The 22782-nt window shown below is 42.0% G+C and carries 26 protein-coding genes; 14 read left to right on the top strand and 12 right to left on the bottom strand.

Annotated elements, in window-relative coordinates:
* Nucleotides 1-85 precede the first annotated feature (85 nt).
* Nucleotides 86-232, bottom strand: a complete 147-nt coding sequence (locus V7K31_RS04830) for a hypothetical protein (protein ID WP_335092898.1) — start codon at nucleotides 230-232, stop codon at nucleotides 86-88.
* Nucleotides 233-416: 184 nt separating this feature from the next.
* On the opposite strand from V7K31_RS04830, the gene V7K31_RS04825 reads away from it, so the two are divergent.
* Nucleotides 417-896 carry a YbjN domain-containing protein gene (locus tag V7K31_RS04825; RefSeq protein WP_335092896.1) on the top strand — a complete coding sequence of 160 codons (480 nt, stop codon included), beginning with the start codon at nucleotides 417-419 and terminating at the stop codon, nucleotides 894-896.
* Nucleotides 897-934: 38 nt separating this feature from the next.
* Nucleotides 935-1663 carry a lipoate--protein ligase family protein gene (locus V7K31_RS04820; protein WP_335092894.1) on the top strand — a complete coding sequence of 243 codons (729 nt, stop codon included), beginning with the start codon at nucleotides 935-937 and terminating at the stop codon, nucleotides 1661-1663.
* On the opposite strand, the gene V7K31_RS04815 is transcribed toward V7K31_RS04820, so the two are convergent.
* On the bottom strand, nucleotides 1660-2268 hold the full coding sequence (locus V7K31_RS04815; protein WP_335092893.1) for an HD domain-containing protein: 609 nt from the start codon (nucleotides 2266-2268) through the stop codon (nucleotides 1660-1662). The genes V7K31_RS04820 and V7K31_RS04815 overlap by 4 nt on opposite strands.
* Nucleotides 2269-3071: 803 nt before the next feature.
* Nucleotides 3072-4592 carry a bifunctional phosphoribosylaminoimidazolecarboxamide formyltransferase/IMP cyclohydrolase gene (gene purH / locus V7K31_RS04810; protein ID WP_335092892.1) on the bottom strand — a complete coding sequence of 507 codons (1521 nt, stop codon included), beginning with the start codon at nucleotides 4590-4592 and terminating at the stop codon, nucleotides 3072-3074.
* A gap of 242 nt (nucleotides 4593-4834) precedes the next feature.
* Between purH and V7K31_RS04805 the strand changes: the two genes are divergently transcribed.
* From V7K31_RS04805 to coaBC, 4 genes are all read left to right on the top strand, one after another.
* A complete protein-coding gene (locus V7K31_RS04805; RefSeq protein WP_335092891.1) occupies nucleotides 4835-5818 on the top strand; it encodes a hypothetical protein in 984 nt (327 codons plus the stop codon).
* 108 nt (nucleotides 5819-5926) lie between these two features.
* Nucleotides 5927-6532, top strand: coding sequence for an alpha/beta hydrolase (locus V7K31_RS04800; RefSeq protein ID WP_442941212.1), 606 nt, complete (start codon nucleotides 5927-5929; stop codon nucleotides 6530-6532).
* A gap of 154 nt (nucleotides 6533-6686) precedes the next feature.
* Nucleotides 6687-6899, top strand: coding sequence for a protein IsiD (isiD, locus tag V7K31_RS04795; RefSeq protein WP_292761436.1), 213 nt, complete (start codon nucleotides 6687-6689; stop codon nucleotides 6897-6899).
* A 117-nt stretch (nucleotides 6900-7016) separates the two neighbouring features.
* Nucleotides 7017-8222 (top strand): bifunctional phosphopantothenoylcysteine decarboxylase/phosphopantothenate--cysteine ligase CoaBC, encoded by a 1206-nt coding sequence (gene coaBC / locus V7K31_RS04790; RefSeq protein ID WP_335092890.1) that lies wholly within the window; start codon nucleotides 7017-7019, stop codon nucleotides 8220-8222.
* A gap of 157 nt (nucleotides 8223-8379) precedes the next feature.
* Here coaBC and V7K31_RS04785 read toward each other — a convergent pair whose 3' ends face one another.
* Nucleotides 8380-9177: a sulfite exporter TauE/SafE family protein gene (locus V7K31_RS04785; protein ID WP_334940586.1), complete on the bottom strand. Its 798-nt coding sequence runs from the start codon at nucleotides 9175-9177 to the stop codon at nucleotides 8380-8382.
* A gap of 1086 nt (nucleotides 9178-10263) precedes the next feature.
* Here V7K31_RS04785 and V7K31_RS04780 point away from each other — a divergent pair.
* Together V7K31_RS04780 and V7K31_RS04775 are read left to right on the top strand one after the other, a co-directional pair.
* Nucleotides 10264-10884, top strand: a complete 621-nt coding sequence (locus V7K31_RS04780; protein WP_335092889.1) for a TetR/AcrR family transcriptional regulator — start codon at nucleotides 10264-10266, stop codon at nucleotides 10882-10884.
* Nucleotides 10884-11324 (top strand): acyl-CoA thioesterase, encoded by a 441-nt coding sequence (locus tag V7K31_RS04775; RefSeq protein WP_335092888.1) that lies wholly within the window; start codon nucleotides 10884-10886, stop codon nucleotides 11322-11324. Before V7K31_RS04780 ends, V7K31_RS04775 begins: the two co-directional genes overlap by 1 nt.
* 293 nt (nucleotides 11325-11617) lie before the next feature.
* Here the strand turns inward: V7K31_RS04775 and V7K31_RS04770 are convergent, their stop codons facing one another.
* From V7K31_RS04770 to V7K31_RS04760, 3 genes are read right to left on the bottom strand one after another with little or no spacing between them, the layout of a single operon-like run.
* On the bottom strand, nucleotides 11618-12385 hold the full coding sequence (locus V7K31_RS04770) for a DsbA family protein (protein ID WP_335092886.1): 768 nt from the start codon (nucleotides 12383-12385) through the stop codon (nucleotides 11618-11620).
* A 54-nt stretch (nucleotides 12386-12439) separates the two neighbouring features.
* Nucleotides 12440-13321, bottom strand: coding sequence for a 4-hydroxybenzoate solanesyltransferase (locus V7K31_RS04765; protein ID WP_335092885.1), 882 nt, complete (start codon nucleotides 13319-13321; stop codon nucleotides 12440-12442).
* Nucleotides 13251-13442 (bottom strand): hypothetical protein, encoded by a 192-nt coding sequence (locus V7K31_RS04760; RefSeq protein ID WP_335092884.1) that lies wholly within the window; start codon nucleotides 13440-13442, stop codon nucleotides 13251-13253. The genes V7K31_RS04765 and V7K31_RS04760 overlap by 71 nt, the downstream gene beginning before the upstream one ends.
* Nucleotides 13443-13738: 296 nt before the next feature.
* Between V7K31_RS04760 and V7K31_RS04755 the strand changes: the two genes are divergently transcribed.
* Both V7K31_RS04755 and V7K31_RS04750 read left to right on the top strand, forming a co-directional pair.
* Nucleotides 13739-15394 carry a Ppx/GppA phosphatase family protein gene (locus V7K31_RS04755; protein ID WP_335092882.1) on the top strand — a complete coding sequence of 552 codons (1656 nt, stop codon included), beginning with the start codon at nucleotides 13739-13741 and terminating at the stop codon, nucleotides 15392-15394.
* Between the two features lie 568 nt (nucleotides 15395-15962).
* Nucleotides 15963-16109 (top strand): type II toxin-antitoxin system VapC family toxin, encoded by a 147-nt coding sequence (locus V7K31_RS04750; RefSeq protein WP_335092881.1) that lies wholly within the window; start codon nucleotides 15963-15965, stop codon nucleotides 16107-16109.
* Nucleotides 16110-16309: 200 nt separating this feature from the next.
* Here V7K31_RS04750 and V7K31_RS04745 read toward each other — a convergent pair whose 3' ends face one another.
* On the bottom strand, nucleotides 16310-16771 hold the full coding sequence (locus V7K31_RS04745; RefSeq protein WP_335092880.1) for an Imm30 family immunity protein: 462 nt from the start codon (nucleotides 16769-16771) through the stop codon (nucleotides 16310-16312).
* Nucleotides 16772-16943: 172 nt separating this feature from the next.
* Between V7K31_RS04745 and V7K31_RS04740 the strand changes: the two genes are divergently transcribed.
* The 4 genes from V7K31_RS04740 to V7K31_RS04725 all read left to right on the top strand — a co-directional run bounded on the left by V7K31_RS04740 (nucleotide 16944) and on the right by V7K31_RS04725 (nucleotide 18663).
* Complete coding sequence (locus tag V7K31_RS04740; RefSeq protein WP_334996154.1) at nucleotides 16944-17249, top strand: BrnT family toxin; 306 nt, start codon at nucleotides 16944-16946, stop codon at nucleotides 17247-17249.
* A 43-nt stretch (nucleotides 17250-17292) separates the two neighbouring features.
* The gene (locus V7K31_RS04735; RefSeq protein WP_335092879.1) at nucleotides 17293-17589 is read left to right on the top strand and encodes a helix-turn-helix domain-containing protein; all 297 of its coding nucleotides are present in this window, start codon (nucleotides 17293-17295) and stop codon (nucleotides 17587-17589) included.
* A gap of 199 nt (nucleotides 17590-17788) precedes the next feature.
* Nucleotides 17789-18136 carry a hypothetical protein gene (locus V7K31_RS04730; RefSeq protein WP_335092878.1) on the top strand — a complete coding sequence of 116 codons (348 nt, stop codon included), beginning with the start codon at nucleotides 17789-17791 and terminating at the stop codon, nucleotides 18134-18136.
* 50 nt (nucleotides 18137-18186) lie between these two features.
* Nucleotides 18187-18663, top strand: coding sequence for a type II toxin-antitoxin system VapC family toxin (locus V7K31_RS04725; protein WP_335092876.1), 477 nt, complete (start codon nucleotides 18187-18189; stop codon nucleotides 18661-18663).
* A gap of 48 nt (nucleotides 18664-18711) precedes the next feature.
* On the opposite strand, the gene V7K31_RS04720 is transcribed toward V7K31_RS04725, so the two are convergent.
* The 4 genes from V7K31_RS04720 to V7K31_RS04705 are packed head-to-tail and all read right to left on the bottom strand — an operon-like array spanning nucleotide 18712 to nucleotide 22758.
* Nucleotides 18712-18996 (bottom strand): barstar family protein, encoded by a 285-nt coding sequence (locus V7K31_RS04720; protein ID WP_335092874.1) that lies wholly within the window; start codon nucleotides 18994-18996, stop codon nucleotides 18712-18714.
* A complete protein-coding gene (locus V7K31_RS04715; protein WP_335092872.1) occupies nucleotides 18930-21296 on the bottom strand; it encodes an eIF2A-related protein in 2367 nt (788 codons plus the stop codon). The genes V7K31_RS04720 and V7K31_RS04715 overlap by 67 nt, the downstream gene beginning before the upstream one ends.
* A 6-nt stretch (nucleotides 21297-21302) precedes the next feature.
* Entirely contained in the window at nucleotides 21303-22088 is a 786-nt protein-coding gene (locus V7K31_RS04710) for a PP2C family serine/threonine-protein phosphatase (protein ID WP_335092871.1), read from the bottom strand.
* Between the two features lie 10 nt (nucleotides 22089-22098).
* Complete coding sequence (locus tag V7K31_RS04705) at nucleotides 22099-22758, bottom strand: vWA domain-containing protein (protein WP_335092869.1); 660 nt, start codon at nucleotides 22756-22758, stop codon at nucleotides 22099-22101.
* Nucleotides 22759-22782 lie beyond the last annotated feature (24 nt).

Here is a 22782-nt window from a genome sequence, read left to right as displayed (position 1 = left end):
ATTGATCAAGTCGGAATGGTTTTGACGATCGCACTATAAAAGTCAAAAAGCTTGAACAAAGAGCGATCGCAACATTCAGCAGGAACTAGCTAAAAAATAGCGATCGCGCTAGCCTTGTCGTCAGACATCGCACTCCAGCAAGCTTAGAGAGCAATGCTTGGTTCTGTAAAATAGCGATCGCCTCAAAGCAGCAGAGAAGAAAAAGGCTTTTAAAAACTTTAAGCCTTGACAATAAAGGCTAAATATGTATAAGGTCAAACACCACATCTTTCGTAGGGGTTTAGCAATGCTAAACCCTTACAGCATGTTCTTTGGGCATTTGGAAAGTAGCCGCAAAACAAAGCTCAAACTAACTGCGTCCACAAGTTATAAAGTATGTGTAGATAAAACAGCGAGTATATTGAGAAAAAATCTGTATGACAAACTACCAAGAAACCCTAACTAGTAATGAATCCGTTGATGAGCTAATTGCCGAAACGACAGGCATTAACCATGTGGAGGTAATTGAAAATGTCATCGACTCCTTGGAACAAGACGACAGTGCAATGGTTAGCCGCACTCCAGAGAGTGGTTATCTCTGGAAGTTTAAGTACGGAAGTGTGGAAGTATTTGTCCAACTCAACGGGACAACCGATGAAGACACCATAACGGTTTGGTCTACGGTGCTAAATTTACCTGCCAAAAATGAACCTAAGTTGATGCGGTATCTTTTGGAGTTAAACTGCTCTAGTACTTTTGAAGCGCGTTTCGGTATTATTGAAAACCGAGTGGTTGTAATATCGACACGCACCTTAGCGGAGTTATCTCCTGGCGAAGTGTCTCGGCTAATTACTGTTGTGGCAACGATCGCTGATAATAACGATGAAGTTTTACAATCTGAATATGGTGCGACTTAAGGAATTTGGGATTTTAGATTGGGCTGTTGCTGCATCGGATGCCTAGCAATCAGATTTGGCGACTAATTCCTTTGCTAGAGGCGGCTGGCAATGTGCAGATGGCGATTGACCTCTGGTTGCTAAAACAGCATCAGTCTGGAAAGCATCCGTCAACTCTGCGCTTTTATACCTGGTCGCCACCTGCTATTTCTCTCGGCTATCATCAACGCCAATACCCGGAATATTGGCAACATTTAACTTGGCAAGGGCAAAAACTGGATTTAGTGCCGCGTCCAACTGGTGGACGGGCGGTGCTACATCAAGGTGATTTAACTTACGCTGTAGTCACATCTGGCCTGACGGGTAATCGCCTCCAGGTGTACGAAACAATTTGTGAGTTTTTAATTCAAGGCTGGCGATCGCTTGGCGTAGAATTACATTATGGTACGGCTGGGCGAGGTTACATCCACAACCCTAACTGTTTTGGCATCGCTACCAGTGCAGATTTAGTTTTGCCAGATGGTGGCAAACTCATTGGTAGCGCTCAACTACGACGTGGTGGGGCGATTTTGCAACATGGTTCCATCCGTTTGCAACCCGATGCTGAACTGTTCACTCAGGTATTTGGTGCACAATCTTTTACGGATGTACAACTGCCTCAAAGTCTGAGTATTGAAAAGATTATTGCAGCTTTAGTCATTGCAGCTAGCGATCGTTTTCATATCCAAATCGAGGTGCAACCCCTCTCAGAGTCCGAATGGGAAGCAATCTTGGCGCATCAGCCCTAAATCTTGAGGGTAGAAGTCTCTTTTAGATACCCTGCTGTCACACAATCATCAATCAGTTGTAGAACAAACGGCCAAAGTTCCGGCGCACCTATTTCTACTGGCGCTACCCGTTTCATCACCTGATCGCGCCTAATGCCATGAATCCGCCAACTTCCGCCCTGAGTTTGCTGATTGTGCAGCAAGGGTTGTATACGGTCTAGGGCTACGGCAAACTTAGCAGTGGGTGTTTCTCCTGCTTCAAACTCATCCCAGAGTAAACGCAACTCACTACCTTGATCTGCTGGCAAAAGCCCGAATAAACGCAACGCTGCTTGTGCTTCTCTTGCTGCCTTGCTATCATTACCCTGCACATCGTAACAGAAGGTGTCACCTGCATCAATTTCTACCAAATCGTGAATTAGCAGCATTTTGATCGCATGGAATATATCAACACCTTCTGGGGCATATTCTGCCAGTGCGATCGCCATCACTGCTAAATGCCAAGAGTGTTCTGCACTATTTTCCCGGCGTGATCCATCAATAAGAAGGGTTTGGCGCATCACCTGTTTCAATTGATCAATCTCGATGATGAACTGAATTTGTTGAGTCAGCCGATTGATTTGCACCTGAGTTTCTGATTGTGGGTGTGGTTGACCAAAGAGGCAGGGGAGCAGGGGGCAGGGGGAGAAAGATTCACCGAATTCCCCTGTAATCAAGGGTTTCAGAGTAGCTAAATTTATTTATGCCCAAAAGCAAAAATATTTATTTTGAGATGCATAGCACGAGAAATAATACGTCCGTTTTCAGAGAAACTAAATTTATTTATTTATGGGGTTCTCCCCCTTGCTCCCTGCAAGAACTGCCCCTTTTCCTCTTCTTTGACTGGATCTTCTAATCTATGTGATTATCTCAAAAATTATAGCGAATCTGCAAGTACTTTTTTCTACATACAAATTAAAAAACGCCTGGGAGTGTTGCCGTGTTTCCACCCCAAACGCTTTTTATTTTTAACTTGCTCCTCACACAAATAAATAGTATCACCACTTCTATCAAAAGGCCAGTATGGTGAGTGACACTTTCAGAACTGTACCGCCAATTTATATTTCTATATGCAAATTAAAAAATGCCTGGGAGTGTTGCCGTGTTTCCACCCCAGGCATTTCTTATTCTTAACTTGCTCCTCACACAAATAAATAGTATCACTACTTCCATCAAAAGGGCAGTATGGTGAGTGACACTTTCAAAACTGCACAAGTAATCCAATTTCTGACAAATTAAAAAGCGCTTGGGAGTGTTGCCGTGTTTCCACCCCAGGCGCTCTTTATTTTTAACTTGCTCCTCACACACAAATGCAGAATATCACGCTTCTATCCAAGGGCAAGTATATTGAGTGACACTTTCAAAACTGCACACCTGACGTCAAAGAATTTTAGTGTAAAAAATGACGTACACCAGTTAAGACCATAACTAAACCCAGTTCGTTAGCAGCTTTGATTGAATCTTTATCGCGCAAACTTCCCCCAGGTTGGACAATGGCTGTAATTCCGGCTGTTGCGGCTGTTCTGACTGAATCATCGAAGGGGAAGAATCCATCGCTGGCGAGAATAGCGCCTTTGGTTTTTTCTCCAGCTTGTTCTAGGGCAATTTTAACTGAGCCGACACGATTCATTTGACCAGCACCTACTCCTAGTGTAGTGCGATCGCTCGTCACAACAATGGCATTGGATTTAACGTGTTTGCAAACTTTCCAAGCAAACAGCAATTCGGCTAATTCGCTAGCGGTGGGTTGACGTTCGGTGACTATTTGCCATTGACTGGCGTCAGCAATCACGTCATCGCTAGCTTGGACAAGGAAACCACCTGCGATCGCTTTCACTGTATCCTTAGGGCCACTGCTCAAATCAGCTAGAGTCAAAATCCGCACGTTGGATTTTTTGGCCAGGATTTCTTCAGCTTCGGCATCACAACTTGGTGCAACCACACATTCTAAAAATGTTTTGGTTAACTCACTGGCTGTAGCCGCATCAATTGGGCGGTTGAGTGCGACAATACCACCAAAGGCAGAAACAGAATCAGCGTTGAAAGCTTTTTGATACGCTTCAAAAATACTACTTCCCAGTGCCGTACCACAGGGATTTGTATGTTTGATAATCGTTGCTGCTGGGGTATCAGTGAATTCAGCAATAATTCGGCGTGCGGCTTCTAAATCAACTAAGTTATTGTAACTAAGTTCTTTGCCTTGGAGTTTCGTCGAGGCTGTCCATCCCGTTGGGGTTGTACCAGTTTGATACCAGGCGGCGGGTTGATGGGGATTCTCACCGTAACGCAGAGATTGCAATTGTGTACCGCTAAGATTGTAATTTTCTGTTCCGGCGAGGTAAGATGCGATCGCTTGATCATAACTAGCAGTGTGTAAAAATCCTTTTAAAGCTGCCTTTTGCCGAAACTCTAGGGATGCTGCGCCGTTATTTTGGCGCAATTCCTCCAAATACTCCTCATATTGTGCTGGATCGCATAATACAGCGAGATGGGCGAAGTTTTTCGATGATGCCCGTAGCATAGCAGGACCACCGATATCAATTTGCTCAACAGCTTGGGATAATGTCACCCCTGCTTTAGCGATCGTTTCCTCAAAAGGATAAAGATTCACCACCACTAAATCAATCGGGCGAATTTGGTTATTTTCTAAATCTGTAATATCTTGGGGAACATCTCGCCGCGCCAAAATCCCGCCGTGAATTCGCGGATGTAGTGTTTTGACTCGGCCACCTAAAATTTCTGGAGAACCTGTGTAATCTGCAACTTTAGTAACAGGGAGTCCCGCATCTTTGAGGGCTTGGGCTGTTCCCCCACTGCTGATTAAATCAAAGTCAAATTCTTCAACCAAGCTACGGGCTAGGTCAATTAAACCAGTTTTATTAGATACACTCAGCAGGGCTAGACGCGCCATTGATCAATTCCTTAAAAGTGGGCTGCAAGCGAAGGATCTCAAGTTTTGCATAAGCCTTGGTTAACTTCAAGACCATTAGAGGATGAATGAACAAGTATTTGGCTGTGATTTTAGGCACTTTGATCCCCCCTAACCCACGCCAGTCGCTCTACTTGGGGAGACCCCAAGACCGCGCTGGCTCCCCTGAACAGTTAGATTTTTGAGAGGGTGAGGAAGTTGTCATTGGACACCCTGAAACAGATTTGTTCTTAGTGTTACCATCTGATGCCGTAGAAATACTAGATTACCTGGCCTTAGGAAAGAGGATAGGCGAGACTCAGTTAATCTATCAGGAAAAGTATGGTGAACTTCCTGATATTGAGGATTTGCTCGACATTCTTGAGGGTAAGGGATTTGTTAAACCTCTGCTCCCAAACCAAGCAAATCGCTCCTATGCTGTCATTCAGGCTACCTTTGCACCCCCGACTACCAAAGTTGCAAAGGTACGGTATAACTTTGCAAACTTCCCGCAATCGCTTGCCCAAAAATTATTTAGTCGCCCTGTTTTGCTTGGCTGTGCCGTTTTAATTAGTTTAGCCCTCTTGGCGATCGCTTTCGACCCTGCACTTATTCCTAGTTGGGAAGCTTACTTTTTCCCAGAAAATACCACGTTGATGATTTTGGTACTGACTGTCCTCGATTGCGTAATACTTTTTTTACATGAAATGGCTCACTTAGTAGCGGCTCGCGCCCTTGGTGTTTCCTGCCGCATGGGTATCAGCAATCGTATGTGGATGTTGGTGGCGGAAACCGATATGACTGGTATTTGGGGTGTCCCTCGCAACCAACGCTATCTGCCATTCTTAGCCGGAACGTTGCTAGACATGGTATCTGCTGCTATCCTCATCCTGGTATTTTTAGCTCAAAAGCATGCTGGGTTGAAGGATTTATTAACCGCTATACTTCCCCAAGTTCAGGCGCAAGCAGCGGATTTGATTATCAAACACAATTATGAGTTAACCAGAGTTTTACCAGCCTTGCGGCGAACTATATCTGTGCGATATCCCAGCTTAACAGACATAGCTGCTCAAAAAGAGCAAATCCGCAACTACCCAGCAGACCGAGCATTTCGGATTATCCACGGAATTATTGATCTTCTCACTGCTTGGTTTAAACGTTCTCAAAATTCTCGGTGGGTGATTGTTTGCGATCGCTATGATTTTTCTGGCGGTTTGGTGATGATATAGCCATTCTTTGGGCAAGCAGCAAATGCTGCTAAATACTAAGTCTGCTTGAAGAGATAGGATCTACTAGAAGAGTATAATTTTAGGAGTAAACCTCTGTCTTTACAAGCTATCACCGTTAAGAGAGCAACTTCTCAACCCCCCGCAGGCTTAATTGTTACTTTGCATGGTTGGGGTGCTAATGCTGAGGATGTAGCATCTTTGTTACCCTTGATCAACTTACCCGATTACGAGTTTATATTGCCTAATGCACCTTTTCCTTATCCCTATTCCCCTGTGGGGAGGGCATGGTATGACCTGCGGGTGGAGAATATGTATCAAGGGTTGCCAGAAAGTCGGCAACTACTAATAGATTTTTTGGAATCTTTAGAAAGTAGCACTGGCGTACCTTTGTCACGCACCATTTTAAGTGGATTTTCTCAAGGCGGAGCAATGACTTTAGATGTCGGCTCAAAATTGCCCCTAGCAGGTTTAGTTGTGATGAGCGGGTATTTACATCCAGACGCAATAACAGCAGGTAAAAGCGGGATTCCGCCGACTTTAATCACCCACGGTAGATATGATGAAGTTGTGCCCCTGCAAGCCGCTTTGAAGGCACGAGAAACTCTCAAGTCTCTAGGAGTGGCGCTAGAATACCACGAATTTGACATGGGGCATGAAATAAATCCACAAACGTTAGAGGTGCTACGGAATTTTGTTGTAAATACAATTGGCTAGTCAGCATTACGAATTTTTTATAAATTCTGGTACAAATTCTGACAATTTTTACGAAATTAATGGCCTCTAATGAGTAATATATATTGGGTGGCTGCGTTTGGCGCAACTTAACCCATGCTGAAGGCAAGTGCTGCATAAGGGAGGGGCAAGCATTATGACAACTCTAAGCATTTCCCAAAAAGAAATTGCTGCCATGACTGCGGCAGAAGTAGAAGAACTGGCTACACGTCTGGAACTGGATAATTATAGCAATGCTTTTGAGGGTTTAAATGATTGGCATCTATTGCGAGCGATCGCATTTCAGCGTCCAGAGTTAGTTGAACCCTATATCTACCTCTTAGACTTGGAACCCTACGATGAAGCGTAGTTGAGAGACGCGATGTTCCTCGCGTCTGTACAGGAGTTAGGAGAGACGCGAGGAACATCGCGTCTGTACAGGAGTTGGAAATTAAGATTCGTAACTACTTACTCCTAACTTTTTACCATGACTAATCCAAAATTGAACAGGGTTTTAATAGGTGTAGGTGGCGGTATCGCCGCCTACAAAATCTGTGAATTGGTTTCGACGCTGTTTAAAACTGGGGTGGAAGTCCGAGTCATCCTCACCCGTTCGGCGCAACAATTTATCACGCCTCTAACAATAGCCACCCTATCTCGTCATCCCGCCTACACAGATGATGATTTTTGGCAACCAACTCACTCTCGTCCGTTGCATATTGAATTGGGTGAATGGGCAAATGTCATGGTAATTGCCCCCTTGACAGCTAATACATTAGCAAAGTTAGCCTATGGGATGGCTGATAATTTGCTGACAAATACCCTGCTGGCTTCTACTTGTCCTGTGCTGTTAGCACCCGCAATGAATACAGATATGTGGGAACAGTTATCAGTGCAGCGAAATTGGCAACAGCTATTGACAGATAGCCGATATCATGGAATGAGTACAGCATCAGGTTTATTAGCGTGCGATCGCATCGGTGCTGGTAGATTAGCAGAACCGCCAGAAATTTTGGCTTACATCCAATCGTTGTTACACACTCAAGGCAAACGAGATTTACTAGGTAAACGAGTGTTAATTAGTGCTGGGGGAACGCGAGAGTATCTTGACCCAGTGAGGTTTATTGGTAATCCTTCAACAGGTAAAATGGGATTGGCTTTAGCACAAGCTGCACTTCACCGAGGCGCAAGTGTCACCCTGGTACATGGGACAGCGAATTGGAACGTACCATTGGGAGTGCAAGCAATTCCTGTTGTTAGTGCCGAACAAATGCAGCACGTCATGCTGGAATGTTTACCCAACGCTGATCTAATTGTCATGTCAGCAGCCGTAGCAGATGTCAAACCAAGAGATTATAGTACAGAGAAATTGCCCAAGCGATCGCTTCCCCAAGCTTTACCCCTAGAACCAATACCAGATATCGTCGCCCAATTAGCACAACATAAACAGCCCCATCAGCTTTTAATTGGCTTTGCTGCACAAACTGGGGATATTGTCAATCCTGCATTAGAAAAATTACAGAATAAAAAACTAGATGCTATTGTTGCTAATCCCATCGATCAACCTAATAGTGGTTTTGGGAGTGACAATAATCAAGGGATATTTTTAGATAGTCAAGGAAATCAGCTAGCGATCGCACCTTGTTCTAAATTAGAAATGGCGCATCAATTATTTGATTTTGTTCTATTTTGACCAAGCAAATTAGGTCGTCTATATATTGAAGCTGCTTGTGTCCATACTATTTTGGATAACGCTCGATACTCTCTTGGTTGCTTTTCGTTGGCAGTTAAAGGTTTTTCACCAATTAGAAAACTGTCAAAAAGCTTCTACTACAAAGTAAGATTTGGTGTCACACCTGATGAACTAATTTCCAACTTACCATCATCAAGATGGCGTAAATGATAAACCGTAGTGGGCGTTGTGGAGCTACCTGGCAGACTTTAGCGCCTAGTAACACCCCTGGCACAGAGCCTAGCCATATAGGCAGTACCAGACTCCAATCAACTGTTCCCAGGCTGAGATGACCAAGGGCTGTAAACAGCAGTAAAATTGCTGCGTGTGAAATATCTGTACCCACTAACTTCCGTGCATCAAGGCGGAAAAACCCAATCAGCACTAGGGCAAACATTGAACCTGAAGAGACGCTTGTTAGACCAACGAAACAACCTAAAATTGCTCCCAAAGTGATTGTTAGGAAGCGGCCAAAATTAGTTTCTAAATCTAACTTTGGCAGTTCGGGTAAATTAAATTTTGGGAAAAAAGTTAATAACAACAATTGCACTAGTGCTAACACTGTGACTAGCAAAATCATCCCGCCAAGCAAACGGAGCAAGATGTTATCCAGATTATACTCACCTGTACGTTTAAGGAAGTGCAAAATCCCCACCCCAAACAGTGAGCCTGGAACACTCCCGAATGCCAGCCATTTGACAACTTCTGTGTCAAGAGTTTTCTGTTCCCAATGTTTGACGCTACCAACAATCTTCATCAATGTGGCAGCCACAACATCAGAACTCACAGCGATGGAAGGCGGAACCTGAAAAACAAAAATCAACATTGGGGTGATGAGAGAAGCCCCGCCAATTCCTGTCAAACCAACGATGATGCCAACAAAAAAGCTTAAGAGCGGTAGTAATAAATAGTGCATACTCTTCGGGTGTTTGAACAATGAGTTATCAGGTATCAGTTATCAGAGTCCTGTTGAGTCTCCCATTTCTATAAGTGAGCAGCGTCGGTTAGGGTTTAAATCGCCAAACGAAGCCTTGATAACTGTTCACTGACTTAACTACGAGCAGTTAGAACCGAAAGTTAGCTAAAGCTTCACTGCTCTCGAGCAGCAGCCAAACTATAGCCCAGTGGTAGACGGAGCTAATAATGGCAAGTTATTGTGTTTCTCAAGGGATGAGTGACACAAAGGTTATCCAGCTAAAGGTTAGGGCAGAGGATTCCTGGACAACTTATAAACCTGTCTGGAAGTTTTTGAAAGCATGACAACTGGCATTTAGCTGAAACAGACTTTGATAACTCCTTATGAGTCAGTTGCTCTGCTAAACTGAACTTATAACTGGTTTTTCTGCGGTTTTACATATAAAAGCACGTAAGGCGATGCACTTACCGTATTTTACTTGTAAGCACGATCAAACGTCCAGCGTATTCGTGTTGTATATCGCTAAATTATCTGGATAATACACCGCAGCCGGTTAAACTTCTGAGGACTGCTTGCTAAAAAAATTACCTACAAGCTAATAACCATAGGGATAATTGAATGTGCTATAGCAATCCGATTTGATTTCTGAAATTATTTGCATAGGCTGGGAGTGGGGAGTAGGGAAGAAGCCTCTTTGAGTTGTACTGAGTTTTTTCACGCAATCAAATATGAGTCCTATACCTAACACCCTGACAATTAAACGCGATCGCAAATGGCAAAAACTCTTATAGTATGTGTATGCACTCGCTTGTCTGACTACGGTGTTGGACTAAATACCATTCCTGTGAGAAGTGGGAAAAGTTTTACCAATGCTTACTTCAGAACTCGGCGCTGAAAAATGCTTGACTCGCAAGCATCTATCATGCTAAAAATAATCAAACCGTTCGGTCGGTAATATTTAATTTATAGCAATTTTCAATTCAATAAACTACACCACTCCCTACTCCTGTACAGACGCGATTAATCGCGTCTCTCCTGTACAGACGCGATTAATCGCGTCTCTCCCTACTCAAATAAATCGCTGTAATGTCCAAAGGCGAAGAAACAAAAAACAGAATTCTCCACCAAGCAGCCGAACTATTTAACCAACAGGGGTATGCAGGCTCATCGATGTCAGACATCATGCGTGTAACTGGATTGCAGAAAGGAGGAATTTATAATCATTTCCAAAGCAAAGATGATCTGGCGCTACAGGCTTTTGACTTTGCGATCGCTCGCATCAAACAGCATACTAGATTTGCATTACGAAGCAAACGCCACGCAGTAGAACGCCTGCAAGCAATCATTGGCGTATTTAGTAGCTTCGCAGAAAATCCACCTATCAAGGGAGGGTGTCCACTGCTGAATACTGCTGTGGAGAGCGATGATGCTCATCCGGCGTTGCGAGAACGTACTCAACAGGCGATGAACTCTTGGCTGCATCTGATTCGTCGAATTATTGAAACGGGAATTGAAAAGGGTGAAATTCGCCCGGAAGTGAGTGCTGATGAAATCGCTACCATCATAATTGCAACGTTGGAAGGAGCGATAATGATGAGCAAGCTTTATGGAGATTCAATCCATATGCACAGGGTAATTAAGCACCTGAATCAATATTTAGAGACTCACCTTAGAATGTATGGCACAAATCAAGATATAGAGAAATAATGCTAGTAAATAACAATTTGCACAGACCATTAGAAGTAGTATTAGAAATTCCTGTAAGAACATACGATATTGACTTTATGGGAATCGTGAGCAATATTGTGTATATCAGATGGCTAGAGGATTTACGTTTAAAGTTTTTAGATGAACATTGGCAACTCAATCAACAAATTGAGCAAGGATATGCACCTGTTATAGCTGGAACTGAAATTGAATATAAACGTCCGATAAAAATTATTGATCAAGTAATTGGACGTTTATGGCTGAGTAATTTAGGAAGGTTGAAGTGGACTGTGCAAGCTGAAATTTTATCTAACAATGAGTTAGCAGCAGTAGCTAGCCAAAAGGGTGCTTTTGTCAGTTTACAAAATAGTCGTCCTATTCCTATTCCAGAGGAATTACAAAAGAAATATTTCGAGGGTCAAAAAGTATTGGGCGAATAGAATAGAGCCTCTGGCACGCTAACGCGAACGCCACTACACAGACTTTCATCTTCCTCCGTGGATTAATAAGAAAAAATCAAGGTTTTTAACCCAGGTCGGTGGGTTTTGCCTGTGTAGCCAAGCCAGTGCGATCTTGGGGGTTTCCCCCATGAGCAACTGGCGTGCGACTTCTAGTCGCCAGGGCTTTTAAAACTCATAGAAAGGTTTATCAGGACTAAAGTCCTTACTACAAACTTGAATTTATTTATGCCTAACTAGTTAAACAGTGAGAGGCTATTTTCAAATACACCAATTTACTTAGCACCAGTCAATATACTTTCGATATCTGCTAGCTGCACCACTCCTGAAAAAGTTGGACTATTAATTACAAAGAAAGGTGTACCAGAAACAGCCAATTTTTCAGCTAGCTGGATATCTTTCTTAATTGCGGAACTTGCAAGAGTCAGGTCGCGTTTAAATTTACCCAAGTCCAGATTCAGTTTTTTAGCAATATCTAAATATAACGCCTGACCCAGTTGCTTTTGATTAGTAAATAGCGCATCATGGTATTCCCAAAATTTGCCCTGCTGATATGCTGCCCAAGCTGCTGTTGCAGCTGGTAATGCTTCAGCATGAATTGAACTCAGGGGGAAATTCTTGTAAACTAATCTTAGTTTATCTGGATAGTTTGCTAACAATTGTTTCAAGGTTTTATGCGCCTCAGCACAATAGGGACATTGAAAATCTGAAAATTCTATTAGCAAAGTTTTTGATTGAGTTGAACCTATGGTGGGAGAATCACTAATCACTATTTGAGGATTGGTCTTTAAATTCTGTAAAAATCCTTCCCAAACTTGGTTTACCTTCTGTTGTTGTTGCTGCTGATAGGCTTGAACAGACTCAATAATTACTTCTGGGTGTTCTCGGAGAATTTGTAATACTTGCTGTTCCAACTGCGGATCAATCTTGCTGGCAGCTTGTGCAGGAAATGACCAGGTGACAACCAAACATAGCAAACCTATTGCTGTCCAAGTACGCAGATATTGAAATAAGGGACTGAAACAATCAAAGAATGTACCCATACAAAAATTATTAAATACTTCTTCAAGGGGATTCTATACATTACTTTTTACTTGTTAAAAAGATCCAAGAATCATCCCAGCAAGTAAAATAAAACCAATCCACACGTTTTGCCGGAACATCTCACCATAAACAGGATTAGGTAAGTCTTGCTTTCTTAATCGCAGAGACTGCCAAACCCATCCAATAGTAGCAACTGCAAGGCTAATCCAGAAGGCTAAGTGCAGATATATGAGTATACCTAACCAAGCCAATAACAAGATTGTGCCAGCAAAAAAAATTCCAATAGCTACAGGGGCATAATCACCAAAGAATAAGGCGCTAGAATTAACACCAATGCGGCGATCGTCTTCACGATCGCTCATAGCATAAACTGTATCAAATCCCAATGTCCACAATACAGTCGCGCCCCAAAGTAACCAAGTTGGTTGGGAGATAGTTTGTGTGACTGCACTCCAGCTAATTAATACGCCAAACCCCCAAGCGATGGAAAGCACCAGTTGCGGTACGGGAAACACCCGCTTTGCGCCTGGATAAAGCAGAATTACAGGTACTGCTGCCACACATAACCAAAAACTCAGGGGATTAAGATAAAAGGCCAGGACTGCTGCACATGCTAGCGATACGATCGCAACTACAATCCCAACTTTCACAGACAGGGCGCGAGAAGCGAGAGGGCGATCGCGTGTTCTCTCCACTTTTGGATCAATATCCCGATCCCACAAATCATTGACAACACACCCAGCCGCGCTCGTGGCCAGAGTACCCAATATAATCACACCAACCAGAGCTAAAGGCGGTTTCCCAGAAGCTGCCAAAAACACAGCCCAAAGGGCAGGAATCATTAAAATTAACCGCCCTTCTGGTTTATGCCAGCGCAAAAGGCGGATAATTACAAGCCAAATTGGTAACTGGGGGCGTTCTGGCGTTGTTAACATAGGATTGGGAATTGGGAATTGGGAATTGGGAATTGGGCATTGGGCATTGGGATTGGGAATTGGGAATTGGGCATTGGGAATTAGTTATTTCTCCCCTTGCTTCTTTCCTCTTATGCCCCATGCCCTATGCCCTATTCTTTAATTCACACATCTTTACATCTATAGAATAACGTTATTTGTTATTTGTAAAAACATAACCTCAAGTGGCAACTTTAAATACCTTTAAATAGTCACTAGGTTAGAAACAGCAGGGTGAATATACTTAGCTCAGTTTCCCTTGACCAAAGATGAAGAGTGCTGAGTATTTTTTAATTTACTCACCACTTAATCTGAGCAAGTATGTTGCAACAAATATCAGTGCCAGCTACCCCGACATACCACCGTTTGCCATCATTTCTTATAAAGAGAGAAAACTAGATGCTGAATTTAGTAGCTTCGGCTAGCTGGGAGAGTGTTCCAACTCAACCACTTAAGCAACATCGGATTATTGCTGCCATTGATCTGGGAACAAATTCTCTACACATGGTAGTAGTCAAAATTGACCCCACACTACCAGCTTTTAGCATTATCGCTAGAGAAAAAGAAACCGTAAGACTTGGCGATCGCAATCTTACTACAGGGGAACTCAAACCGGAGATAATTCAAAAGGCGATCGCTGCTTTAGGACGCTTCCAAGAAGTTGCCAAAACGATCAACGCTGAAACAATCATAGCTGTGGCAACTAGTGCCGTGCGGGAAGCCCCCAATGGTAAAGATTTTTTGCACAGAATAGAAACAGAGTTGGGTTTAAGTGTTGACTTGATTTCTGGTCAAGAAGAAGCGCGACGAATCTATCTTGGTGTGCTGTCGGGGATGGAATTTAACAACCAGCCCCATATGATTGTTGATATTGGCGGTGGTTCCACAGAGGTAATTTTGGGTGATAGTAACGAACCGCGTACTCTCACTAGTACCAAAGTCGGCGCAGTGCGACTCACTAGCGAGTTAATCACCACTGACCCCATTAGCAACACTGAGTTTCAGCAGCTGCAAGCCTATGCACGCGGGATGTTAGAACGTTCCGTGGATGAGGTGCTAGCAAACCTCCAAGCTGGGGAATCTCCCCGTTTGGTGGGTACATCTGGCACAATTGAAACCCTGGCGATGATTCATGCACGGGAAAAGTCGGGTGTTATTCCTTCCACTCTCAATGGCTACCAGTTCAGTCTTAAAGACTTGCAAGAGTTGGTAAATCGCTTGCGGAAACTGAGTAACTCCGAAACGGCTGCCATACCTGGGATGCCAGATAAGCGGGCGGAAGTTATACTGGCTGGCGCAGTAATATTAGAGGAAGTAATGACCCTTTTGGGTAGTGAATCGGTAACGGTTTGTGAGCGTTCTTTGAGGGAAGGCGTAATCGTAGACTGGATGCTAACCCACGGTTTAATTGAAGATAAGCTACGCTACCAAAGTTCAGTTCGGGAAAGGAATGTTCTAAAACTCGCTAATAAGTACCACGTTAATTTAGAATATAGCGATCGCGTCGCAAAATTTGCCGAGAGTTTATTTGATCAAACTCAAGGTACCCTACACCACTGGGGATCTGACGAGCGACAACTGCTGTGGGTAGCTGCAATATTACATAATTGCGGTCATTATGTCAGTCATTCGTCTCACCACAAGCACTCTTACTATCTAATTCGCAATGGTGAATTACTCGGTTATACAGAAACCGAGATTGAAATCATTGCCAATTTAGCGCGTTATCATCGCAAATCGCCGCCCAAGAAAAAACATGAAATTTACCAGAGTTTGCTGACTAAACACCAGCGTCAAATGGTCAGTCAATTGAGTGCAATTTTAAGATTAGCAGTGGCATTAGATAGACGACAAATTGGTGCGATCGCTCAAGTGCAATGTGAATATTATCCACAATTTCAGCAGGTAAACTTGCTAATTTTTGCATCTGAATCTGATGATGATTGTGCTTTAGAACTCTGGAGTTTAGATTATAAAAAAGGAGTATTTGAGGAAGAATTTGGAGTGAAATTAGTAGCGACTTTAGAAAAGTCCAGCGTTGCTAACTTCTCCTAGAAACAAGTAACTAGGGTGCGTTAATGCTGTGTAACGCACCTGCTGAATAAAGTGCAAGCGCACATATATGCGCCACTACAAATTATCTGTGATTTACACCTATGCTTTCAAAATTCAAGTTAAATTCTTATATATGTATACTTTTTCATCCTACTTAAGGATGAATTGATAAACTACCCAAAGAAGGTAGTTTAAAAACAAAAGTTAGAATTATAATTAGAGCATCGTTAATAGTCTATTTAATAATAGGTTATGTTGCTATTGGATATCTAAGCTGGGAAAACTTAGATATCCTTATATAAAATTTTACTAAAGCAGGCTAAATAGCTCAGTTTTCTGCACTGGAGAATACTCCGGCTTGAGCATATAGCTTGCATATATTGATTGTGAGAATTCCTCAGCTTTGAGAGGATGTTTGAAAAGTCTTGTTGTCGGTATAAAAAATTTTATATCCCTATCAGCAACTTGATGACAAGCTACTTTAGAGTTTTTCAAAAATGTGCGTTGGCAAAGCCCACCGTAGGTATCGCTAGGATTTGACCAGTATGCTATTAATTATTACGAAGACTTGATTCGTCAAAGAATCCGCATTGGCACACAAGATTTACGCATTGCCTCAATTACGCTGTCAATGAATGGGATTTTGGTTACTCGCAACCGCAAAGATTTTGAAAAACTGCCTAATTGGCGTTTAGAAGATTGGACTATATCTTAAAATTTATAAACTAAAAAACTGCGTCATCTAGTACTCCTCAGAATTTCATCTGAGTTTGATCGCCAAAGTAGTTTAATATTTATTGAGTTATATCATGTCCGCTTGATTACTCATTAAACCTGAAGAACCCCACCCCGCCAAAGCTACGCCTTGTCTCCCCTCCCCGCCTGCGGGGAGGGATTGGGGGTGGGGTTCTTTTATTATGGGTAATTTGGTGGACATGATATTATACTGGACAGACTTGCTTGAATTTTTAGTTTATTTACAATATTTTCTTCCAAGAGATGATAGAGAAAACGAGGTGTGTTCAAATTAGCTGAGTGTAAAAGTTTTTGATAAACTTGGCAAGCTGAATCATCATTTAAAATCCTGTCATGAATGATTCTTGTCCATTCAGGTGCATTGATCATTAATTGGGGTACAACTTTAATAAAAGCCGCAATTTGTTCTTCTATATCAAAAGATTCGAGAAAATTAATTAAGCTGAACATCACTTCTGGCTGTTGACATTGATCATCTAAAACAAGATGATATGCAGATAAATTTCGCTCATCAGGATTATCAGCTATTTCAGCTAAAGCATTTTCAAAGTTGGTAACTTGCTGTTGAGTTTGCATCAAGCGATTTTCTCTTAAAATTGCCAATAGATTGTTTTGATTCATGGGTTTCAACCTAATTTATCAAAAATACCTTGCCAAGTTAGTCTATTCAGGTTAATTAAACCTTATGACTATTACCAGCCAGCCCCCCGTGTTTCTCATTCAGAAATAATCCGTTGTGCCATGCTTTGATTTACAGTAAAGAGTTGACAAAACTACTGGTATTCCGTACCTTATGAAGGATGGGGATAATTTTGAATGGGATAATGACAAGGCAATTGCTAACTCTCAAAAGCATGGTGTCAGCTTCCATCAGGCAATCAAAGCGTTTGACGACCCTTTTGCGGTAGAACGTTTTGATGATCGTGAAAATTATGGGGAAGAGCGCATCAACCTGATGGGTATGTGTGACGGGGTACTACTTCATGTAACCTATACCGAACGGGGAGAGCGTATCCGTTTAATATCAGCCAGAAAAGCAGAAAAGCATGAAAGAAACGATTATTACCGCGAGAATGCACAAGGATGGAACGGCGGTTGAAGTGTTGCCTGACGGTAGTGAAAGGCCCTTTCCAGAGCAGCCCATGCGTCCCATGACAGAAGAAGAAATTCACGCTGCGGCTATTAGCGACCCTGATGCCCGCCCTATGACAGAAGCTGAATTACGCAACGCCAGACGTGTTCCCCGTGTTAAAACCATGCGGCGCGCCTTGAAATTGACGCAGGAGGAATTTTCGGCGCGTTATCATATTCCGCTTGGCACTTTGCGTGATTGGGAGCAGGGACGCACTGAACCCGACCAAACCGCACAGGCTTACCTCAAGGTTATTGCTGTCAATCCTCAAGCTATTTATGAGGCATTGCAGTTTACCCCGCACTAATTTTCAAAATAGATTTTTAGGCGCACGAAAAAATCAACGCTATGTTGGGTTGGTAAAAAGGTTTGAGAAGCACATACAAATCGCTATGAAAGTTCCGACTCCAATTAAAATCAGAACTTTTTAGCTATGAAAATCGCCAAAACCATCGATAAAAACGGTAATGTTATAATCAATATAAAACTTGAAAGATAAAAATATTATGAATTTAGCTGTAAAAACTACTTCTCCAACAACTGTACCTAAGTTAACTTATGATGTGCTGATTGAAAATCAACAAGATGGTACAGTCAAAGCAATATTGTTAGGTTTACCAGACTGTCAAGGCTTAGGAAATACGGAAACTGAAGCAATAGAACAACTCAGTCAAAGTTTGCAAACTCGGTTAGAAACAGCCAAGATTGTGACTTTAGAAATTGAAGCACCCAAAGTAGAAAACCCTTGGATGAAAATAGCTGGTAAATATAAAGATGATCCGCAATTTGATGAGATGCTGGAATATATAGAAGAATATCGACGTGAATTGGATGCAGACAATGAAGCGAGGTAAATTCAGAGTTGAATGATTTAAGGATTCTAGACACGGATCACCTATCATTGATGCAAAGAGGTAATCCATTTATCATCCAGCGATTAAATAAATTTAATCCTCAAAATATTGGTATCACTATTATTACAGCAACAGAACAACTGGTGGGACGACTCAATGTTATTAACAGGGCTACTTCATCAAATGATTTAGTCTTTGCTTATGCCAGATTAAAAGATACATTAGAAGACTTAAATAATCTCAATGTGCTGGCATTTAGTGACGATGCTGGCAAAGTTTACGCTGAGTTAGTTAAGCAAAAAATCCGCGTTGGCACACAAGATTTACGCATTGCGGCAATTACACTGTCAGTGAATGGGATTTTGGTTACTCGCAACCGCAATGATTTTGAGAAAGTGCCTAATTTGCGTTTAGAAGATTGGACTATATCTCAATACGATTTAGTTAAGGCTAAAACTCTATTGCCAAAGCAAACTTTTTTAAGGAAACGTAAAGGACGCAAAGGAACAGAAGGAAGAAATGCTTAACTGAACCGTATTGGACTATATCTTAATTTTTCTTAAGGCTAAATTGACTTATTTATTTATAGTTAAAAACTTCAGAGTAATATTATTAGCTTCCCAGTATTCTTTGGCTGAATTTAAAATATCCAATGCTATTTGGTACTGTATAGGTTCAGCTTGAGCAAAGATATCAGCATGGTCATACAATATGACATATCTCTCAGCCGGACACCATGTTAAATTAGTAATACATTCATCTTTTCCTAGCCTTGCTACTTTCTGAACAGCGCTTATTTCTTTATATATGTGATAATTATTCCTATTATAAATATAATAAAAAAGGCTCCTAAAACCCACCAAATTAAATCAGAAGGAATAAGATAACCTAACACTGCTGAACCTAACATTGAAAAAATCGTTGAAAAAATAGCAATAAATGGGCTTGTGGTGGATGATTTTTGAGATGTATTGTTTACCGCTTTATTACTTGTCTCGTTTTTTGCAGAAGTAGGATTTACTGATGAAAAAGTATTTTGGGCAATAGCGCTTTGAAAAATAGTTTGTTTACTATAGTTATTAGATGATGGTGAATTTGCAGACTTATTAGTTTGCGAAACTTGAGATTGAGTTGGCTGGACTGGGTATGAAGTAGCTGTATTGCTTGATGATGCAACCTGCCAAATCTTGATAGTGTTGTCATGGCTGGCACTGGCAAGGATTTTTCCATCTGGACTGAAAGCTACGCAATTAACACAGGAGGAATGCCCCTTAAGGATGTAGATTTCTCTTGCCGTGCTTACATCCCACAGTTTGATAGTCTTGTCATGACTCCCACTGGCAAGGGTTTTGCCATCTGGACTGAAGGCAACCGAAGTAACAAAGTTGGAATGCGCTTGGATAGTGCAGATTTGCCCTCCTGTTGTCACATCCCACAGTTTGATAGTCCTGTCAGAACTACCACTGGCAAGGATTTTGCCATCTGGACTGAAAACAACTGAATGAACCAAGGAATAATGCGCTTGGATAGTGCGGATTTGCCGTCCTGTTGTCACATCCCACAGTTTGATAGTGTTGTCATCACTTCCACTGGCAAGAGTTTTACCATCTGGGCTGAAGGCAACTGAATGAACCGAGTAGGAATGCGCTTGGATAGTGCGGATTTGCCGTCCTGTTGTCACATCCCACAGTTTGATAGTCCTGTCAAAATTCCCACTGGCAAGGATTTTGCCATCTGGGCTGAAGGCAACCGAAGTAACCCAGTCGGAATGCGCTTGGATAGTGCGGATTTGCCCTCCTGTTGTGACATCCCATAGTTTGATAATCTTGTCATGACTCCCACTGGCAAGGGTTTTGCCATCTGGACTAAAAGCTACGGAATGAACAGAGTCGGAATGCCCCTGAAGGGTGTAGATTTCTCTTCCTGTTGTGACATCCCAGAGCTTAATAGTCTTGTCATTACTCCCACTGGCAATGGTTCTGCCATCTGGACTGAAAGCTACGGAATGAACAGAGTCGGAATGCCCTTGGAAGGTATGGATTTGCCCTGCTATTGCAACATTTTCTATAATTTTATCTGCGGCAAAAGCTTTAGGTTCTGATGTTGATTCAACAACAGCAGCTTGTTTTAGTTTAACAAACCCAGGAAATATATCAATACCAAGTTTTGTAGAACGATCGCACCAATAACACTTACCATAAGTTTGGCTGTAATAGTGGCTGTCTACCTTTCCACAGATAGTTAACTCATTAACAGCAATTCTGAGCGCCTGTACCCAATCCCTAGCAGTTGGGCGCAAGTTAGGATTTTTATAACCATCATTAAAACATCTCAAAAAACATCGCTGAATCTCTGGGTGAACAATCTCAAGCGGAATTGTCCTGTCTACAGGTTGAATCAAACTGTTTGGTGCATACAGCCATAAACCCTGACGGATAAGTTCATTAGTTTCTGGAATTTCCCCCGCGCCTATCCAGTTTCCCGTAAAAAGAGTTTGACCACCAAACAACAACTGATAGATAATAACTGCTAACCGGAAGCGATCGTGTACTTCTGTTTGATCAATGCTAGAAAAATCTTGATCAATCAGTTCCGGTGGTGTATAATCTGGTGAACCAACTGGACAACGATAAATTTTGCCATTTACCGGATTACGAACCTGAAAAGAATCAGTATCAATAATTGAAGGTAAGGCGCGATCGTTAACAAGAATATTTTGCTGCTTGATGTCACCCAAAACATAGCCAGAAATGTGAATTGCTTCAATAATTGAGGCGATATTCAACGCTGTTGTGTGCAGAAAACGCCAATCAACATCAAGTTTTGAATCCTTTCTTTTCTTGGGATTGTATACATCGATAAGTTCTTTTGCGTCCTTAATTTCCGGCATCAAAAAGCCGACACAATCACCCTGAGCAGCTTTCAGTAGCGATTTAGGCCAAGCAAAAGAAATATGATTTAGGTGAGAGTTTGGCTCTTTGGGTCGGTGCGCTATCATCACAGCCAACTTTTGCACTTGCTCAGGAGTTTGCGAGTGGTAAATTTTTGCTAAGTAACCATTGTGATTAGTTCGCCAAACCTTACCTTCACCACTATTAGCTATGGGTTCACCTAGCAGAGTAATCGATTTTCCCGTACTAGCACAGGTGAGAACTGTCATCGAATTTTACTCTTTCTTAAAAAGACATAAAAGCAAAGTTTTATCATCGTCAGTACGAGAATTTAGCCGTTCAGAATTGAGGAATTCCGTTAGATATTTATCCTGCCTTGGATCAACACTTTCATCCAAGTATTCCTCTAAAGGTTTAAAGAAAGGTGAGAAAGGTTCCCAGTCGCTCAAGCGAATTGCTACTTTTTCTAGTCCATCAGTGGAAGCGCAAATAAACTCTTGTTTTTCGTAAATAACCTCTACCTGCATTTCTTTTAGTGTATTTCTTGAGGTGATAAAAGTTGTTTCATTGATGAACTCACCTTTATCTGGCTGAAACAACAGTTGATATTCTGAGTCTTGGGAACGCAGCACAATAAATCCATCCCCGATTTGCATAGCTGTAACCCAGTCAGGAGTTGCCACGAAAACTAACAACGTACAAGCTAAATCATTGACAGAATAACCTCCTTCGTCCGCTTGATTCTGTAAATTTTTAATAGCTATTTTCACAATCCTCGTAAACAGTTTTTCAGCTTCTTCTTTGGACAGTGGTTGAGAAAAACCTTCCTCCAATTCTTCTTCCTTCTGAGGAGATTCATGAATATCAGAAAAGCATTTGAGTACCGTTTCTACTACTAATTTAGAACCAACATCAGAATGTTTAGCACTACCAGCACCATCAGCAACAGCGCCTACAATCACATCATCAAAGATGCGATAATCCCCATAATCTTGACAAGGTATCTCCTGGTTTTGATGACTTGTTCCGATCGCAGAACCCCGAACAGCTTTCCAATTCACAAAATTTCCTCTAACTAGTAATTTGACTCCATCCCACAGCCGGTAAAGCTACAGCCTGCCCTACTTTGCCACTAGAAACCCGTTTCATCGAAGCAGAAAGCCAGACAAACAGCTCACGAAAATCTAAGCCGTTTAGCATAACTGGTGGACGTTCAGGAGGAGAAATTTGTTTGAGGATATTCATATCAGCACCCTTTACACCAACTGCAAAAAATGATAGTCGGCTTTGTGCTTCTGCTTCTCTCAATCTTTTCGCGGCTGAATCCCAGGAGTCTGATGGCGCTCCGTCTGTAATCAAAAACACCCAAGGGCGATAATATAGAATACCGTTATCTTTATAAGTCTGTTTCCGGTTTTCTAGAAAATCCAAAGCATACTCAATCGCCGCACCCATTGGGGTAAAATGATTTGCTTTCAATATAGGCGGTGTAAATTGGTCAATCGTCACAAAGTCTTGCACCAGTTTAACTATGGGGCCAAATGTGATTATTGCCACTTCCACACTCAGCGATGCTTGGGAATCTTTTTGTACATCTTCTTTGAAAGCAGCAAGTCCTCGATTTAACTCTTGGATAGGCTGACCTGACATAGAGCCAGAAGTATCGAGTAAGAGAATTACAGGGCAACGATTTTCTGGATTTTCAACGAATTCAGGCAATCCTACAGGCATTCGATGTTCCTAAATTGAATCAAC

This window comes from Nostoc sp. (assembly GCF_036917675.1).
In the GTDB taxonomy this organism is placed as follows: Bacteria; Cyanobacteriota; Cyanobacteriia; order Cyanobacteriales; family Nostocaceae; genus Nostoc.
Note: the sequence above shows the minus strand (reverse complement) of the source record. Positions and strands in the feature narration are given on the sequence as shown.

Bases quoted from the DNA above. Each gene is read 5' to 3' on its own strand.
- V7K31_RS04705 (WP_335092869.1), bottom strand. From the start codon at position 22,758: ATGCCTGTAGGATTGCCTGAATTCGTTGAAAATCCAGAAAATCGTTGC.
- coaBC (WP_335092890.1), top strand. From the start codon at position 7,017: ATGACTAATCCAAAATTGAACAGGGTTTTAATAGGTGTAGGTGGCGGT.
- purH (WP_335092892.1), bottom strand. From the start codon at position 4,592: ATGGCGCGTCTAGCCCTGCTGAGTGTATCTAATAAAACTGGTTTAATT.
- V7K31_RS04715 (WP_335092872.1), bottom strand. From the start codon at position 21,296: ATGACAGTTCTCACCTGTGCTAGTACGGGAAAATCGATTACTCTGCTA.
- V7K31_RS04820 (WP_335092894.1), top strand. From the start codon at position 935: ATGCCTAGCAATCAGATTTGGCGACTAATTCCTTTGCTAGAGGCGGCT.
- isiD (WP_292761436.1), top strand. From the start codon at position 6,687: ATGACAACTCTAAGCATTTCCCAAAAAGAAATTGCTGCCATGACTGCG.
- V7K31_RS04725 (WP_335092876.1), top strand. From the start codon at position 18,187: ATGCAAAGAGGTAATCCATTTATCATCCAGCGATTAAATAAATTTAAT.
- V7K31_RS04775 (WP_335092888.1), top strand. From the start codon at position 10,884: ATGCTAGTAAATAACAATTTGCACAGACCATTAGAAGTAGTATTAGAA.
- V7K31_RS04730 (WP_335092878.1), top strand. From the start codon at position 17,789: ATGAATTTAGCTGTAAAAACTACTTCTCCAACAACTGTACCTAAGTTA.
- V7K31_RS04780 (WP_335092889.1), top strand. From the start codon at position 10,264: ATGTCCAAAGGCGAAGAAACAAAAAACAGAATTCTCCACCAAGCAGCC.
- V7K31_RS04825 (WP_335092896.1), top strand. From the start codon at position 417: ATGACAAACTACCAAGAAACCCTAACTAGTAATGAATCCGTTGATGAG.
- V7K31_RS04765 (WP_335092885.1), bottom strand. From the start codon at position 13,321: ATGTTAACAACGCCAGAACGCCCCCAGTTACCAATTTGGCTTGTAATT.
- V7K31_RS04735 (WP_335092879.1), top strand. From the start codon at position 17,293: ATGCGTCCCATGACAGAAGAAGAAATTCACGCTGCGGCTATTAGCGAC.
- V7K31_RS04755 (WP_335092882.1), top strand. From the start codon at position 13,739: ATGCTGAATTTAGTAGCTTCGGCTAGCTGGGAGAGTGTTCCAACTCAA.
- V7K31_RS04785 (WP_334940586.1), bottom strand. From the start codon at position 9,177: ATGCACTATTTATTACTACCGCTCTTAAGCTTTTTTGTTGGCATCATC.
- V7K31_RS04760 (WP_335092884.1), bottom strand. From the start codon at position 13,442: ATGGGGCATAAGAGGAAAGAAGCAAGGGGAGAAATAACTAATTCCCAA.
- V7K31_RS04770 (WP_335092886.1), bottom strand. From the start codon at position 12,385: ATGGGTACATTCTTTGATTGTTTCAGTCCCTTATTTCAATATCTGCGT.
- V7K31_RS04740 (WP_334996154.1), top strand. From the start codon at position 16,944: ATGAAGGATGGGGATAATTTTGAATGGGATAATGACAAGGCAATTGCT.
- V7K31_RS04745 (WP_335092880.1), bottom strand. From the start codon at position 16,771: ATGAATCAAAACAATCTATTGGCAATTTTAAGAGAAAATCGCTTGATG.